Source organism: Nocardia sp. MDA0666, from assembly GCF_003023875.1.
In the GTDB taxonomy this organism is placed as follows: domain Bacteria; phylum Actinomycetota; class Actinomycetes; order Mycobacteriales; family Mycobacteriaceae; genus Nocardia; species Nocardia aobensis.
In genome coordinates, this window is the sequence record NZ_PYHT01000007.1 from 210,376 (window position 1) to 228,989 (window position 18,614).

Consider the following 18,614-nt stretch of genomic DNA (forward strand, 5'->3'; position numbering starts at 1 on the left):
GCAGGGCGTCGACGTCGAGCGCTCCGGTGAGCCGGACCGCCATCGGGATGTTGTTGACCGCGCTGGCGGTGTCGAAGCGGTTGAGGAACCACATCCGCTGCTGTGCCAGCGAGAGCGGAATCTCCTCCGGTCGCGGCCCCGCCACCAGGGCGCGGCGGCCACCGGAACCGGCGTGTGTCTCCAGCCGGGCGGCCAGCGCCGCCACGGTCGGCGCCTCGAACAGGGTCCGCACCGGGATGCGGGTGTTCAGCGCCTGCCCCAGGCGGGCGACCACCTGCGTGGCGATCAGCGAGTTGCCGCCCAGTTCGAAGAAGTCGTCGTCGAGTCCGACCGGCCGCGCGTCGGTGTCGATACCCAGCACTTCGGCGACAGTGGCGGCGACGATCTCCTCGACCGGAGTGGTCGGGGCGCGGAACTCCCGTGCCTCGAATTCCGGTGCGGGCAGCGCGCGCCGGTCCAGCTTGCCGTTCGCGCTGAGCGGCAGGGCGTCGAGCACGACGATCGCGGCCGGAACCATATAGGAGGGCAGCCGCGCCGCGAGGTGCGCGCGAACCGCGTCGACCTCGATCTCACCGGCGCCGGCGGCGGGCACGACATAGCCGACCAGCTGTTCGCCGATCCGCTCGTCGGAACGCACCACGGCCACCGCTTGTGCGACCGAATCCTGTGCGGTGAGCGCGGATTCGATCTCGCCGAGCTCGATGCGCAGACCACGCAACTTCACCTGGAAGTCGGTGCGGCCCATGTATTCGATGGCACCGTCGGCGCCGCGGCGCACCAGATCACCGGTGCGGTACATGCGGGAACCGCTGCCGCCGAACGGATTCGCGACGAAGCGGTCCGCGGTCAGGTCGGTGCGGCCGAAGTAGCCGCGCGCCAGCTGCGCACCGGCCAGATACAGCTCACCCGCGACACCGGCCGGAACCGGATGCAGCCGCGCGTCCAGGATGTAGGCCTGCGCGTTCCACACCGGCAGGCCGATCGGCACCGCGCCGGCGATATCCGCGGCCACCGGCATCGCGGTGGCGTGCACGGTGAATTCGGTGGGCCCGTACAGGTTGTGCAGTTCGGCGGTGCCGATGCGGCGGTAGGCCTGCGCGGCGTCGGCGGTGAACGCCTCACCCGCGATCAGCAGGGTGCGCAGCGACGACACCGCCGCGGCCGTACCCGCGTGCACGCTGTCGGAGAACACCGACAGCATCGACGGCACGAACGAGGTCATCGTGACCTGCTGGGCCGCGATCACCTCGGCGAGGTAGCCGGGATCGCGATGGCCGTCCGGCGCGGCGATCACCAGGCGCGCGCCGGTGGCGGTCGCACCGAACAGCTCCCACACCGACACGTCGAAGGTCGGCGGCGTCTTGAACAGCACCACGTCATCGGCGCCGATGCCGTATTCGGCGGTGATCCAGCGGATCTGGTTCACCACCGCGGCCTGCGAGACCGCCACGCCCTTCGGCCGTCCGGTGGAGCCGGAGGTGAAGATCACGTAGGCGAGGTGCTCCGGCCGCAGTGGGGCACGCCGTTCGGTGTCGTCGAGTTCGCCGTCCGGGTAGCCGGACAGGTCCAGCTCGTCGATGCGCACGGCGGTCGCGGCACCTTCGAGCGCGCGATCGATGTCCGCGCCGTCGCGTGCGGTGGTGAGCACGGCGATCGGGGCGGCGGTGTCGACCACGTAGCGGATGCGCTCACCCGGCTGTTCCAGATCCAGCGGCACGTACGCGCCACCGGCCTCCAGCACCGCGTAGGCGGCCACGACGAGGTCGAGCGAACGCCGCACGGCCAGTGCCACCCGCGCGTCCGGGCCCACACCGGCCTCGACCAGATACCGCGCGAGTCGCTGTGCCCGCGCCGCGAATTCGGCGTAGGTCAGCGTGACGCCGGCCTCCGGATCGACGACCGCGACCGCGGCCGGGGTCTGCTCGACCTGGGCGTGGAAGTCGGCCAGCAGGGTGGTGGCACCCTCGCGGCGCACCGGCAGATGGCGTGCCGTGTTGTTCCAGCCGCGCAGTTCGCGCGCCGCCTCGGCGGGAGCGAGCAGATCGATGTCGCCCACCCGGGCCGCCGGTTCGGCGACCACGGCGGAGAGCACCCGCACCAGGCGATCGGCGAAGCCGGCGATCGTCGCGCCGTCGAAAAGGTCGGTGGCGTAGACGAATTCGGCGGTGATACCGGCGGCGCCGTCGGCGGTCTCGGCGGTCTCCTCGGTGAGTACCAGCTGCAGATCGAATTTCGCGGTGTCGATCGGCAGTTCCACACCGCTGACCGTCAGCCCCGGCAGTTCCAGGGCGTTCTGGCCGGTGTTCTGGAACGACAGCATCACCTGGAACAGCGGATGCCGCGCCTGCGAACGCGCCGGGTTCAGAATCTCCACCAGCCGCTCGAACGGCAGATCCGCGTGCCCGAAGGCGGCGATATCGGTGCTGCGCACCGACTGCAGCAGATCGGTGAAGCTCGCGCCGCCGTCGATCTCGGTCCGCAACACCAGGGTGTTTACGAACATGCCGATCAGGTCGTCGAGCGCGCGCTCACCGCGGCCGGCCACCGGCGTGCCGATGGCGATATCGGCCTCCCCGCTCAGCCGCGACAGCACCAGCGCCAGCGCCGCGTGCGTGACCATGAACATGGTCGCGCCGCGAGTGCGGGCCAGTTCGGCGAGCCGGGCGTGCACGTCGGCGTCGATGTGGAAGATGTGCGTCGCGCCGCGGCCGGAGGCGACGGCCGGACGCGGCCGGTCGGTGGGCAGATCGAGCTGTTCGGGCACTCCGCGCAGTGCGTCGCGCCAGTATTCGATCTGGTCGGCGATCACCGATTCCGGATCGTCCTCGCGGCCGAGCACCTCACGCTGCCAGAGCGCGAAGTCGGCGTACTGCACCGGCAGCGGCGCCCAGGCCGGTTCGCCACCCTCGACGCGCGCACCGTAGGCGGTCATCACGTCGCGGGTCAGCGGGCCCATCGAGAAGCCGTCGGCGGAGATGTGGTGCACCACCAGGGCCAGCACGTGTTCGGTCGGGCTGACCTCGAACAGCCGGGCCCGGAACGGCACCTCGACGGTGACGTCGAAGCCGGTGCCGACCAGCTCCGAAATCCGCTGCGGCAGTTCGGTTTCGGTGACGTCGATCGGCGTGAGATCGGGGATGACCTTCGAGGTCGGCACGATCTCCTGGTAGGCGGTGCCGTCCACCTCGGGGTAGCGGGTGCGCAGCGATTCGTGGCGCGCCAGCACATCGGCGACCGCGATCTGCAGCGCCTGCCGGTCCAGCAGACCCGACAGCCGCACCGCGGCCGGGATGTTGTCGACCGCGGATTCGGGATCGAAGCGGTTGAGGAACCACATCCGCTGCTGCGCCAGCGACAGCGGCACCAGCTCGGGCCGATGCTGCGGCACCAGCGCCGCGCGACCGCCCGCACCGGAACGGGTCTCGGCCCGCGCCGCCAGACCGGCGACGGTGGAGGCCTCGAAGATCTCGCGCACACCCAGCTGGGTGTCCAGGGCCGAGGACAACCGCGCGGCCACCTGGGTGGCGATCAGCGAGTTGCCGCCGAGGGCGAAGAAATCGTCGTCCAGGCCGACCCGGTCCACGCCGAGCACCTCGGCGAAGGTGCCCGCGACGATCTGCTCCACGGGGGTGACCGGCGCACGGAACACCGCCGCCTCGAACACCGGGGCGGGCAGCGCCTTGCGGTCCAGCTTGCCGGAGGCGTTGAGCGGGAATTCGTCGAGCACCATCACCAGCGCGGGCACCATGTAACCGGGCAGCTGCCGGCCCAGTTCCTCGCGCACCGCTTCGGCGTCGACCGGAAGGCCCGGTGTGGCAACGACATACGCCACCAGCTGATCGCCGGTGTGCTGGTCCCCGCGGACCACCACGACGGCCCGGTCGATCTCGTCGAGCCCGGTCAGCGTCGTCTCGATCTCGCCGAGTTCGATGCGCAGACCGCGCAACTTCACCTGGAAGTCGGTGCGGCCCAGGTAATCCAGTTCGCCCTGTTCGTTCCAGGCCACCAGGTCGCCGGTGCGGTACATCCGCTCGCCCGCGCCGAACGGGTTCGCCACGAACCGGTCCGAGCTCAGATCCGGACGCGTCACATAGCCGTGCGCGAGCTGGTCGCCCGCCAGATACAGCTCACCCGCGACACCCACCGGAACCGGCCGCAGACGCGAATCCAGCACGTAGACACGGGTGTTGAAGACGGGGCGGCCGATCGGCACGGAATCGACATCGGCATCGGTCACCTCGTGATAGGTGACGTCGACCGCGGCCTCGGTGGGGCCGTACAGGTTGTGCAGCGCGGCGCCGGTGAGCTCGCGCAGACGCTGCGCCGACTTGGGCGCCAGCGCCTCACCGGAGGCGAAGACCAGGCGCAGCGTCGTGCACTGCGCGGCCGCCGCCTCGGCGACGAAGACCGCCAGCATCGACGGCACGAAGTGCGTCACGGTGACGCCCTCGCCGACGATCACCTCGGCCAGATAGGCCGGATCGCGATGGCCGTCTGGCCGCGCCACGACCAGCCGAGCACCGATCTGCAAGGGCCAGAAGAACTCCCACACCGACACGTCGAAGGTCGCGGGCGTCTTCTGCAGCACCACATCGGCGGGGGTGAGGCCGTATTCGGCCTGCATCCACACCAGCCGGTTGACGATCGCCGCATGCGACACCGCGACGCCCTTGGGGCGGCCGGTGGAACCGGAGGTGAAGATCACGTACGCGGTGTTGGCCGGGCGCAGCGGGCCGCGGCGCTCCGCGTCGGTGATCGGCTCGATCGCGTAGCCCGACAGGTCCAGCAGGTCGATGCGCACCTGCGCGGTGTCGATGTCGAGATCGTCACCGGAGGTCAGCACGCAGACCGGATCCGCCGTGGCCAGAATGTATTCGGTGCGCTCGGCCGGATGATCCGGATCCAGCGGCACATAGGCGCCACCGGCGGCGGTCACGGCGTACATGCCGACCACCAGATCGATCGACCGCCGCATACCGAGTGCCACGAAGGTGTCCGGGCCGACGCCGCGCTCGATCAGCCAGCGGGCCAGCGCATGCACCCGGGCCGCGAAGTCGGCATAGGACAGACCTGTCCCCTCGAAGCTCACCGCGGTGGCGGCGGGGGTGCGTTCGGCCTGCGCCTCGAACAGCGAGACCAGGGTGGCCGAGCCGTCGACCTCGTGGTCGGTCGCATTCCATCGCGACACCACGAGTTCGCGTTCGGCGGGCTCGAGCAGTTCGATATCGCCGGCGCCGACCGCGGGTTCGCCCACGATGGTGGTGAGCACCCGCACCAGCCGGTCGGCGATGCGGTGCACCGCGTTCTCGTCGAACAGATCGCGCAGATAACCGGCCCGGATCCGCAGGGTGGAGCCCAGCGAGGCGATCAGGCTCAGCGGGTAGTGGGTGGCGTCGGTGGCCTCGAGTCCGGCCACCGCCATACCGTCGATGTCGGCGGCCTGGCGCTGAATGCCCTCGGCATCCACCGGATAGGACTCGAACACCACCAGGGTGTCGAACAGTCCGCCGACGCCGATCGCGTCCTGGATATCGGCCAGGCCGAGGTAGTGGTGGTCGAGCAGATCCGCCTGCTCACCCTGCACCCGCGTGAGCAGCTGCTCCGCGGTTTCGGCGGCATCCAGGCGCACCCGCACCGGCACGGTGTTGATGAACAGGCCGACCATGGACTCGACACCTGCCAGCTCCGGCGGGCGGCCCGAGACGGTGGTGCCGAACACCACGTCGTCACGGCCGGTCATGCGGCCCAGGACGATGCCCCAGGCCGTCTGCAGCACGGTGTTGGCGGTGACGCCCAGGCGCGCGGCGAATTCGGTCAGCCGCGCGGTCTGCGCGGTGTCGAGTTCGAAGACGAACTCGTCCGACAGCGCGGTGATCTCGCGACCGGCGTCGGGACGCGCCAGCAGGGTCGGCTCGGAGATGCCGGCGAGGGCATCGGTCCACGCCGCCAGCGAGGCCGAATGATCCTGCTGGGCAACCCATTCCAGGAAATGCCGGTAGGAGCGCACCGCGGGCAGCGCGCCGGAGTCGGCGTGCGTGGCGTACAGCACCAGCAGATCCCGCATGAGCAGCGGCATCGACCAGCCGTCGAGCAGGATGTGGTGGTTCGAGACGACCAGCGACCAGCGCTGCTCGGCCACCCGGATCAGGGTGAACCGGATCAGCGGAGGCGCGGCCAGGTCGAAGCGGCGGGTCCGATCGGCCTCGATCAGATCCGCGGCCTCGCCGGTCTCGCGGCGGTCGTGTTCGGCCCACGTCGCCCGCACGCCGTCCAGCACGACCTGCACCGGATGACCCTGTGCGTCGGTGACGAAGGCCGTGCGCAGCGTCTCGTACCGATCGATCAGAGCCTGTGCGGCACTGCGCAACCGGGCCGGATCGACGCGGCCGGTGAGGTCGAGAACGGCCTGACCGGTGTAGACGTCGACGGAGGCGGCGGCCAGTTCGGCGTGGAACAGCAGACCGGCCTGCAGCGAGGACAGCGGCCACACCTGCGAGATCTCACCGAAGCGCCGCTCCCAGCCCTCGATATCGCTCTGGCCGACGCGCACCAGCGGGAAGTCCGACGGGGTGTGCCCACCCGCACCGGCCGATTCCGCGTGTCGCGCAACGGCTTCCAGCGCCCGCGTCCACAATCCGCCGAATTCGCGCACGGCGTCGGCGTCGAGCAGCGTGGTCGGATAGCCGATCCGCGCGGTCAGCCGGTCGCCGACGACGATGGCGTTGATGTCCAGCGGCGCCATCGCCGGCATGTCGGCGTCGTAGTCGCCGGCCAGTTCGCCGAGTTCCGGGGCGGGAATCCAGCCGAAACCGCGCAGCGCCTCGGGCACCGCGTTGTCGGAGACCCGGCCCAGGTAGTTGAAGCTGATCTGGCCCGGCATCTGCTCGGGCAGCTGGGTCGCCGTGCGCGGGTTCAGGTAGCGCAGCATGCCGTAGCCCAGGCCCTTGTCGGGCACGGCCAGCAGCTGTTCCTTGACCGCCTTCACGACCCGGCCCATCGCCGGGCCGCCGGTCAGCGCCGCGTCGATGTCGAGACCCGACAGGTCGAAGCGGACCGGGAAGATCGCGGTGAACCAGCCGACCGTGCGGGACAGATCCGCGCCCGGCACGACGTCCTCTTCGCGGCCGTGGCCCTCGAGGCGCACCAGCGCACTGTCGGTCCGGTCGTCCGAACCGGCGTGCGCGGCACGCCATTTCGCGACGGCCAGCACCAGCGCGGCCAGCAGGCCGTCGTTGATTCCGCCGTGGTAGAGCGCCGGCACCGCGGTCAGCAGGGCCTTGGTGACCTCCGGCGAGACCTCGACCTCGACCTTGCCGGCGACCCCGGCCACATCGACGGTGGGATCGAACGGCCGCTCGGTGAGCAGCGGGTCCGGGCCGTCGACGACCGCACGCCACCAGTCGAGTTCGGCGTCGCGGTCGGCGGCGGCACGCTCGAGCGCATGCGACCAGGTGCGCATGCTGGTCGGCGGCGCGGCCAGCTCGGGGGTCTGCCCGGCCGAGAGCTGTCCCCAGGCGGTGACGAAGTCGGGCACCAGGATGCGCCACGACACACCGTCGATGACGAGGTGGTGGGCGACCACGATCAGGCGTCCGGCCCGGTCGGCGGCCGAGGGCTCCAGCCAGGCGAAGCGCACGACCACACCGGCCTCCGGATCGAGCCGGTCCAGGCTCGCGTCCAGGGCCGCGGTCGCGATCCCGAACAGTTCCGAATCGGTTGCGGCGGCGTCGAATTCGGTGTGATCGAGCAGTGACTCGACATCGATGCTGCCCGGTGCGGCGGTCTCCACGATCCATTCCGCGCCCGCGTGCCGGCGCAGCCGCGCCCGCAGCATGTCGTGGCGATCCACGACGGCGGCGACGGTGGCCAGCAGCCCGGCCCGGTCGATGCCGATCGGCAGTTCCAGGGCGAGCGCCTGATGGAACCGGCCGAACGAACCCGACCGCTCCACCATGAACCGGGCCACCGGAGTCAGCGGCATGGTGCCGACGCCGCCGCCGGGCAGCTCGGTCAGCACCGGCACCGAATCACCCTGTCCCGCAGCAGATTCGGCGACCATCGCCAGCCCGGACACGGTGCGCTGTTCGAAGACGTCGCGTGGGCTGAACACCACGCCGCGCGCCTTGGCCCGCGACACCAGCTGGATGGACACGATCGAGTCGCCGCCCAGCGCGAAGAAGGAATCGTCGACGCCGACGCGTTCGATGCCCAGCACCTCGGCGAACACCTCGGCGATGGCCTGCTCCACCGGCGTGCGCGGTGCGCGGAAGGTGGTATCGGTGGCGAACTCCGGTTCCGGCAGCGCCTTGCGATCGAGCTTGCCGGCCGGGGTCAGCGGCACCCGGTCGATGACCATGATCGAGGACGGCACCATGTAGCCGGGCAGGCGCTGTTCCAGATGCGCCGTCACGTCCGCGACGTCGATCGACGCGCCCGGGACCGCGACGACGTACGACACCAGCGAGGTGGCGCCCGCGCCGCGGGTGTGACCCACCGTCACCGCGAAATCGACGGAATCGTGGGCGGTGAGCGCGGCGTCGATCTCACCCAGTTCGATGCGGAAACCGCGCACCTTGACCTGGAAGTCGGAACGGCCGACGTATTCGACCTCACCGGTGTGGTTCCACCGCACCACGTCACCGGTGCGGTACATCCGCTGTCCGGGCGCGTAGGGGTTGGCCACGAAGCGTTCAGCGGTCAGGCTCGCCCGCGCGTGATAGCCGCGGGCCAGCTGCACACCGGACAGATACAGCTCACCCGCGACACCCACCGGAACCGGCCGCAACCGGGCGTCGAGGACGAGCGACTGCATGCCGCGGATCGGGCCGCCGATGGTGACCGGATCGCCCGCGGCCAGCGGATCGCTGATGTTGGTGGCGATGGTCGCCTCGGTCGGGCCGTAGGCGTTGTGGAACCGGCGCGCCGACCCGTCCGGGGTCACCGACCACTTGGCGACCTGTTCGGCGGTGACCGCCTCACCACCGGCGATGACGACCCGCATCCCGGCCAGATCGGCGGGATCGAGGGTGGCCAGCACCGACGGGGTGATCAGGGCGTGGGTGACGCCCTCACGGGCGATCAGCTCACCGAGTTCGCTGCCGCCGTAGGTGCCCGGCGGCACCACGACCAGCGCACCGCCCGCACCGACGGCGAGCAGGAACTCCAGAATCGAGGCGTCGAAGCTGGGCGAGGCGAAATGCAGTGCGCGCGAATCGGAATCGAGCCGGTAGCGCTCGTTCTGTTCGGCGCGGAAGTTCGCCAGGCCGGCGTGGGTGACGACCACGCCCTTGGGCACACCGGTGGAACCGGAGGTGTAGATGACGTAGGCCGGATGCTCGACGCGCAGCGGGCGCACCCGGTCGGCGTCGGTGATCGCGGCGGCGTCGTAACCGTCGATTTCGATCTCGTCGAGAACCAGCCAGTCCACCGACTCCGGCAGATCGTCGCGCACCGAGGCCACGGTCAGGCCGACGGGCGAACCCGAATCGGTGACCATGTGGTCGATGCGGTCGGCCGGGTACGCGGGGTCGATCGGCACGAACGCCGCACCCGACTTGGTCACCGCCCATTCGGCCAGATAGCTCTCGGCCGAGCGCGGCACGGCCACCGCGACCAGGTCCTCGGTGCCGATCCCGCGTTCGATCAGCAAGCGCGCCAAGCGGTTCGACCGCTCGTCGAGTTCCCGGTAGGTGAGGGTGCGCCCGTCGGCGATGACCGCGGGAGCCTGCGGATCGCGGCCCGCGGCCTCGGCCAGCAGCTGCGGCAGGGTCGCCGCCGCGACCGCCGGGCCACCCGTGCGTGCGAGCAGGTCCGCGCGTTCGGACGCCTCGAGGATGTCGACCGCGCCGACGGCGATGCGCGGATCGGTGGCCACCGCCCGCAGCACCCGGATCCAGCGATCGGCGATTTCCGAGGCGGTCTGCTCGTCGAACAGATCGGTGGCGTAGACGAGGTTCAGGGCCATACCGTTGGCGGCCGCACCGTCGGCGTCGCCGACCCGTTCCGACAGCGTGAACTGCAGGTCGAAGCGGGCGATGTTCTCCTCGCGCTCGACCGTGGACACGGTCAGGCCGGGCAGCTCGAGGCTCGCGCGGTCGAGGTTCTGGAAGGCCAGCATCACCTGGAACAGCGGGTTGCGGGCCTGCGAGCGCTCCGGCGCCAGCAGTTCCACCAGCCGCTCGAACGGCACGTCGGCATTGCCGAAGGCCTCGAGGTCGGTGTGGCGGACCCGCTCCAGCAGGCCGGTGAACGACTCGTCGGGGTCGATGCCGGTCCGCAGCACCAGGGTGTTGACGAACATGCCGACCAGATCGTCGAGCGCGGCTTCACCGCGGCCGGCGATCGGGGTGCCGACGGCGATGTCCTCGGTACCCGACAGATGTCCCAGCAGGACGGCCAGGGCCGCGTGCATCACCATGAACAGCGACGAACCCTGTTCGCGCGCAACGCCTTCCAGTGCGCCGATCAGCTCGGGTGTCAGGGTGCGATGCAGTTCGGCGCCGCGCAGCGAGGCGATCGCCGGGCGCGGGCGGTCGGCGGGCAGGGTGAGCTCTTCCGGAATTCCGGACAGCGAGCGCTGCCAGTAGTCGACCTGGCGGGCCAGCAGCGACTGCGGATCGTCCTCCGAGCCCAGCACCTCGCGCTGCCAGATCGCGAAATCGGCATACTGCACCTCGAGCGGCGCCCAGCCGGGGGCACTGCCCTGCGTGCGGGCGGTGTAGGCGGTCATCACGTCGCGGGCCAGCGGGGTCATCGAGAACCCGTCGGCGGCGATGTGGTGCACGACCACGACCAGCACGTGTTCGTCGCTGTGCACCTGGAACAGCCGGGCGCGCAGCGGAACCTGTTCGGCGACATCGAATCCCGCGGACGCGAAATCGGTCACCGCGGTGGTCAGATCGGCATCCGAGACCGGGTAGGCGCGCAGATCCAGCACGATCTGCTCGGCCGGCACCACCAACTGCATCGGCGTGCCGCCGTGCTCCGGGTAGCGGGTGCGCAACGACTCGTGCCGGCGCACCACATCAAAGACGGCCAATTCCAATGCGGCCGTGTCGAGTTCACCGGAGAGCCGGACCACCAGCGGCAGGTTGTAGGCCGCCGAGGAGGTGTCGTACTGGTTCAGGAACCACATGCGCTGCTGCGCGAACGACAGCGGCACCGGTTCCGCGGCGGCGCGCGCGCGGGCGATCAGGCGCGGGCGCGCCTCGCCGCCGGTGTGCGTTTCCAGCCGTGCGGCCAGCGACTCCACGGTCGAGGCCTCGAACAGCGCGCGCACACCGACCGTCGTGCCCAGCGCCGCCCCGATGCGGGAGACGACGCGGGTGGCGATGAGCGAGTTGCCGCCCAGATCGAAGAAGTCGTCGTCGAGCCCGACCCGTTCCACGTCGAGCACCTCGGCGAAGACCGCGGCCACGATCTCCTGGACCGGGGTCTCGGCGGCCCGGAAGGCGCGCGACTGCACCGCGGGGGCGGGCAGGGCGCGGCGGTCCAGTTTGCCGTTGACGGTCAGCGGAATGCGGTCCAGCACCACGAACGCCGAGGGCACCATGTACGCGGGCAGCCGTTCGGCCGCACCGTCGCGCACGACATCCAGCGCCGGTTCGGTCTGTCCGGCCGGGGGCACCACATAGGCGACGATGCGCTGGTCGCCCGGCTGGTCCTCGCGCACGACGACCGCGGCCTGCGCGATCCCCGGCTGGGCCAGCACCGCGGCCTCGATCTCGCCGAGTTCGATGCGGAAACCGCGCACCTTGACCTGGTCGTCGGCGCGGCCCAGATACTCGAGTTCCCCGAAGCGGTTCCAGCGCGCCACGTCACCGGAGCGGTACAGCAGCGTCCCGGGCTCGCCCAGCGGATCGGCGACGAAGCGGGCCGCGGTCAGATCCGGGCGGCCCAGGTAGCCGCGCGCCAACTGCGGACCGGCGACGTACATCTCGCCGGCGACGCCGACCGGAACCGGATGCAGCCGGTCGTCGAGTACGTACACCCGCAGTCCGGCGATGGCCCGGCCGACCACCGAACCCGTTGCCGCGGCGATGGTTTCGGCATCGAGCACCCGATGCGAGACGTGCACCGTGGTCTCGGTGATGCCGTACATGTTGACCATTCGCGGCGTCGTGTCGCCGTGGCGGGCCACCCAGTCCGCGAGCCGGCGCAGCTCGAGCGCCTCACCGCCGAAGACCACATAGCGCAGCGCCAGCGGCCGGCCACCGGCCAGACGATCGGCCTCGGCCAGCTGATAGAACGCCGAGGGGGTCTGGTTGAGCACCGTCACCCGTTCGCGGCGCAGCAGTTCCAGGAACTGCTCGGGCGAGCGCGAGGTGTAGTAGTCGACCACGACCAGCGTGCCGCCGAACAGCAGCGGACCCCAGATCTCCCAGACCGAGAAGTCGAAGGCGAAGGAGTGGAACATCGTCCACACGTCGTCGGCGCCGAAACCGAACTCGCGATCGGTGTTGGCGAACAGCCGCACCACGTTCCGGTGCGCGACCGCCACGCCCTTGGGGCGGCCGGTCGAGCCGGAGGTGTAGATGACGTAGGCGATATTGCTCGCCGACAGCGGCGCGTTGCGATCGGCATCGGTGATCGGGCCCTCGCCCGCGTCCACCAATTCCGGCGTCTCCGCGCCGAATCCGTCCATGAGCACGGTCGGCAGGCCGGCCAGCAGCTCCACCTCGGTGCCGCCGTCCACGATCACCCCGGCCGGACGCGAATCCGCGAGCACGTAGGCGATGCGTTCGGCTGGATAGCTCGGATCGATCGGCACGTATCCCGCGCCGGACTTGACTACCGCCAGGAGGGCGACGACCAGATCCAGCGAGCGCGGCAGCACCACCGCGACCAGCGTCTCGGGTCCGGCGCCGTCGGCGATCAGCCTGCGCGCCAACTGGTTCGCGCGCCGATCCAGTTCCGCGTAGGTGAGCTGATCGGCGCCGAACTTCGCCGCCACCCGGTCGCCGTGCTCGGCGACCGCGGCGTCGAACAGATCCGACAGCGTCACGGCCCGGTCGGCGAACCGCCCGGCGCCGCCGTCCTCGCCGGCCGAGACCCAGCGCTGCGAGACGTCCAGGCGTTCGCCCTCGCCGAGCAGATCGATATCGCCCACCACCGTGGTGGCGTCCTCGGCGACGCTGCCCTCGGTGACACTGCGCAGGATCCGCAGCAGGCGGTCGGAGAAGGCGGCGACGGTCTCCGGATCGAACAGATCGGTGGCGTAAGTCCACGACAGGGCCAGCCCCGCGCCGTCGGCGGCATCGCCGACGGTCAGCTGGATATCGAATTTCGCCATTCCCGGATCGGCGTCGACGACCGCGAGGTCCAGGCCGGGCAGGGCGGCCGTGGTGGCGTCGCGCTGTCCGGTGGCCTCGAAGGTCAAGGCGACCTGGAACAGCGGATGATGCGCCTGGGAACGCACCGGGCTGAGCACGTCCACCAGCCGCTCGAACGGCACGTCGGCGTTGGCGAAGGCGGCCAGGTCGGTCCGGCGCACCTCGCCGAGCAACTCGGCGAACGTGGCATCCGGGCGCACCGGAGTGCGCAGCACCAGCGTGTTGACGAACATGCCGATGAGGTCGTCGAGTGCGCGTTCACCGCGACCCGCGATCGGCGTGCCGATGGCGACGTCGGTGCTGCCCGACAGCCGCGCCGCCCAGGTGGCCAGGGCCGCGTGCATCAGCATGAACAGCGTCACGCCGTGGGCGCGCGCGTACTCGGTGAGCCGTGCGTGCAGGTCGGCGTCGATCGAGAATTCCTGTGTCGCACCGGCATTGGTGGCGATCTCCGGGCGCGGGCGATCGGCCGGCAGTTCGATCTGCTCGGGCAGATCGCGCAATTGCTCGGTCCAGTAGGCGATCTGGCGAGCGGCGACCGATTCCGGATCGTCCTCGGCGCCGAGCACCTCGCGCTGCCACAGCGCGTAATCCGCGTACTGCACCGGCAGCGGCGCCCACTGCGGGGACTCGCCGCGCGAGCGCTCGGAGTAGGCGGCGACCACATCACGCAGCAGCGGGCGCAGCGAGAAGCCGTCCCCGGCGATGTGGTGCATGACCAGCACGACCACGTGCTCGCGCGGGCCGACCTCGAGCAGGGTGGCCCGGAACGGGACCTCGGCGGTCACGTCGAAGAAGACGTTGACCAATTCCGCCACGCGCGCGGGCACGTCGCCGGCGTCCACCGTCTCGGTGGCGAGTTCGACACCGGCGGCCTGCGTGGACAGCACCCGCTGGTAACCGTCACCCGCGATCTCCGGGTACACGGTGCGCAGCGATTCGTGCCGCGCGACCACGTCGCGCACGGCCGCGGCGAAGGCCTCGCGGTCCAGCGCGCCGGTCAGCCGGATCGCGACCGGGATGTTGTTGACCGCGGTGCGGTTGTCGAACCGGTTGAGGAACCACATCCGCTGCTGGGCCGGCGAGAGCGGGACCAGTTGCGCGGTCTCACCGTCCGGGAGCGCGACGGGCTCGGGCCGCGGCTGCGCGGTCAGCGCGAGCCGGCCGCCCCGTCCCGCTTGGGTTTCCAGTCGCGCGGCCAGCGCCGCGACCGTGGAGGCCTCGAACAGGGTGCGGACCCCGACCTCGGTGTCGAGCGCCGCGCCCAGCCGGGCCGCGACCTGGGTGGCGAGCAGCGAGTTGCCGCCGAGTTCGAAGAAGTCGTCGTCCAGGCCCACACGGTCCAGGCCGAGGATTTCGGCGATCACGTCGGCGACGGACTGTTCCACCGAGGTGCCGGGCGCGCGGAACACCTTGGCCGCGAAGGTCGGCGCCGGTAGCGCCTTGCGATCCAATTTGCCGGAGGCGTTGAGCGGGAAGCTGTCGAGCACCACGAAGGCCGCCGGCACCATGTACGCCGGAAGTTGTTCGGCCAGCGCGGATTTCACCGCGTCCACGGTGATCTCGGCGCCCGGTGCGGCGATCAGGTAGGCGACCAGCTGATCGCCGGTGCGATCGTCGGAGCGCACCACCACCACGGCCTGCCCCACCGATGCGACGGCGGTCAGCGCGGATTCGATCTCCCCGAGTTCGATGCGCAGGCCGCGCACCTTCACCTGGAAGTCGGTGCGGCCGAGGTATTCGAGCTCACCGGCTCCACCCGATTCGGCGCTCGCGCCGGTGGTCCAGACCACCAGGTCGCCGGTGCGGTACATGCGTTCACCGGCACCGAACGGATTGGCCACGAAGCGGTCCGCGGACAGATCCGGCCGCGCCACATATCCGCGGGCCAGCTGGGCGCCCGCCAGATACAGCTCACCCGCGACACCCACCGGAACCGGCTGCAGCCGCGCGTCCAGCACGTAGACCTGGGTGTTGAACACCGGCGCACCGATCGGCACCGACGCCACATCCGCGTCGACGACCTCGTGGTAGGTGACGTCGACGGCGGCCTCGGTCGGGCCGTAGAGATTGTGCAGGCGAGCGCCGGTCAGGCGGCGCAACTGCTGTGCGGTGGTGCCGGGCAGCGCCTCACCCGAGGCGAAGACGTTGCGCAGACCGGTGCATTCGGTCGCGGCCGGCTCGCCGACGAAGACCGCGAGCATGGACGGCACGAAGTGGGTGACCGTCACGCCCTCGCGCACGATGACCTCGGCCAGATAGGCCGGGTCGCGATGGCCGTCCGGTCGTGCCACCACCAGGCGCGCGCCGACCTGCAAGGGCCAGAAGAACTCCCACACCGACACGTCGAAGGTGGCCGGGGTCTTCTGCAGCACCACATCGTCGGCGGCCAGGCCGTACTGGGCGTGCATCCACACCAGGCGGTTCACGATCGCGGTGTGCGGAACGGCCACGCCCTTCGGGCGGCCGGTGGAGCCGGAGGTGAAGATCACGTAGGCGGTATTGCCCGGTCGCAGCGGCGCGGTCCGGTCCGCGTCGGTGAGCGGCGCGTCCGAATATCCGGACAGCTCGAGCCGATCGATACGCACCTCGGGTGCGATATCGCTTGCGGTGGAAGCATTTTCGCGCAGCGCCTCGCCCGAGGTCAGCACGCAGACCGGACGGGCGGTGTCGAGGATGTAGTCGGTGCGCTCGGCCGGATGATCCGGATCCAGCGGCACATAGGCGCCACCGGCGGCGGCCACGGCGTACATGCCGACCACCAGATCGATCGACCGCCGCATCCCCAGCGCGACCAGCGACTCGGGTCCGACACCCTGGTCGACGAGCCAGCGGGCGAGCCGGCGCACGCGAGCGGCGAACTCGGCGTAGGACAGACTCGTCCCCTCGAAGATCACCGCGGTCGCATCCGGCGTGCGCGCGACCTGGGCCTCGAACAGCGAGACCAGCGTCGCGGCGGCGTCGTCGGACACCGTCGGCAACGCGGCATCGATGGGGAATTCGGTGTCGTTCCAATGCCGCAGCACCAGCGCGTTCTCGGCGGCGTCGAGGACCGGCAGGGCGCCCACGACGGCCGACGGATCCGCGGCCACGGCCTGCAGCACGCGCAGGAAGCGACGGGCGAACGATTCGGCGAACGCCTCGTCGAACAGATCGGTCGCGAAGACCAGTTCGGCGGCCATCTCCGCACCGGCGGCAGTACCGGCGGCGGCGTCCGCGCCGGTGCCGACCGGACTCTCGCTCAGCGTCAGCTGCAGATCGAATTTCGCCGTCTGAGAATCGATTCCGAGTTCCGCGACGGTCAGTCCGGGCAGCTCCAGGGCGGTGCGGCCGAGGTTCTGGAAGGACAGCATCACCTGGAACAGCGGATGCCGCGCCTGCGAACGCGCCGGGTTGAGCACCTCGACCAGCCGCTCGAACGGCACGTCGGCGTGGGCGAAGGCCGACAGGTCGCGCTCGCGGACCTGGGCCAGCAGTTCGGTGAACCGCGCGCCCGGATCGACCTGCGCACGCAGCACCAGGGTGTTGACGAACATGCCGACCAGGTCGTCGAGGGCTCGCTCACCGCGACCGGCGACCGGAATACCCACGGCGATGTCGTCGGTGCCGCTCAACCGCGCCAGCAGCGCGGCGAAGGCGCCGTGCACCACCATGAACAGCGTGCTCTGCTGTCCCTGCGCGACCCGGCTCAGCCCGTCGACCAGTTCACCCGGCACCCGGAACCGGTAGGTCCCGGCCTCGTAGCCGGCGACGGCCGGCCGTGGACGGGTCGACAGCCGCAGTTCGTCGGGCAGGCCGTTGAGCGCGTTGTGCCAGTACCCGAGTTGTTCGGAGATGACCGACCGCGGATCGTCCTCCGAACCCAGCGATTCCCGTTGCCACAGTGCGTAATCCGCGTACTGCACGGGCAGCGGCGCCCAGCCGGGCTCCGATCCCGCGGTGCGGGCCAGGTAGGCGGTGATCAGATCGCGCACCAGCGGGGTCATCGAGAAACCGTCGGTGGCGATGTGGTGGACCACCACGACCAGCACATGGTCAGCGTCGCCGAGGCGGTACAGCCGAAACCGGGTCGGCGGCACGGCGGTGACATCGAAACCGCGGCCGACGAATTCGGTCAGCGCGGCCGGCAGGTCCGTCTCGGTGGTATCGACCACGTCCAGCTCGGGCACGGCCCGGGTGGCGGGCAGGATCTGCTGGTAGGCCAGGCCCTCGTGCGAGGGGTAGATCGTGCGCAGCGATTCGTGCCGGGCCACCACGTCCGCGATCGCGGTACGCAGCGCGTCGACATCGAGTTCGCCGGTCAGCCGCACCGCGGCCGGAATGTTGTTGGTCGCCGAATCGGTGTCGAAGCGGTTGAGGAACCACATCCGCTGCTGCGCCAGCGACAGCGGCGGGAATTCCGGGCGCGTGCGCGGCGTAAGAGCCTGGCGCACACCGGATCCCACCTGGGATTCGACGCGCGCGGCCAAACCGGCCACGGTCGGCGCCTCGAAGACGGTGCGCACGCCGACCTCGGCGTCCAGCGCCGCACTCAGCCGCGCCACCACCTGGGTGGCGATCAGCGAGTTGCCGCCCAGATCGAAGAAGTCGTCGTCCACACCGACCGGACGCTCCCCCGTGTCCAGGCCGAGTACGTCGGCGAAGGTCGCCGCGACGATCTCCTCGACCGGCGTCGACGGCGCCCGGAATTCGCGGGCCGCGAACACCGGCTCCGGCAACGCGCGCCGGTCCAGTTTGCCGTTGGGGTTCAGCGGCATCGCGTCCAGCGTGACGATCGCGGCCGGAACCATGTACGAGGGCAGCAGCTGCGCCAGATGTGCGCGCAGCACCTCCAGGTCCACCGCGCCGCCGGCCGGCACCACATAGGCGACGAGCTGATCGCCCAGACGCGCGTCCGAACGCACCACCGCGACCGCCTGGGCCACGGATTCGTGTGCGGTGAGGGCGGATTCGATCTCACCGAGCTCGATGCGCAGACCGCGCACCTTCACCTGGAAGTCGGTGCGGCCCAGGTACACGATCGCACCGTCGGCGCCGCGGCGCACCAGGTCACCGGTGCGGTACATCCGGGACCCGTAGTCGGCGAACGGATTCGCGACGAAGCGGTCCGCGGTCAGGTCCGCCCGGCCCAGATAGCCGCGGGCCAGCTGATCGCCCGCGAGGTACAGCTCACCCGCGACGCCCGGCGGCACCGGATGCAGCCGCGCGTCCAGCACATAGGCCTGCGCGTTCCACACCGGCAGACCGATCGGGACCGCGCCGCGCACGTCATCGGCTACCGCG

General features: G+C 70.7%; 1 protein-coding gene (running past both ends of the window). It reads right to left on the bottom strand.

The whole window is internal to a non-ribosomal peptide synthetase gene (locus C8258_RS13520) on the bottom strand: the coding sequence, 43,929 nt in all, runs 16,472 nt past the left edge and 8,843 nt past the right edge, and what appears here is coding positions 8,844-27,457, spanning codon 2,948 (partial) through codon 9,153 (partial); reading right to left, the first codon wholly in view occupies window positions 18,611-18,613. The start codon and the stop codon both lie outside this window.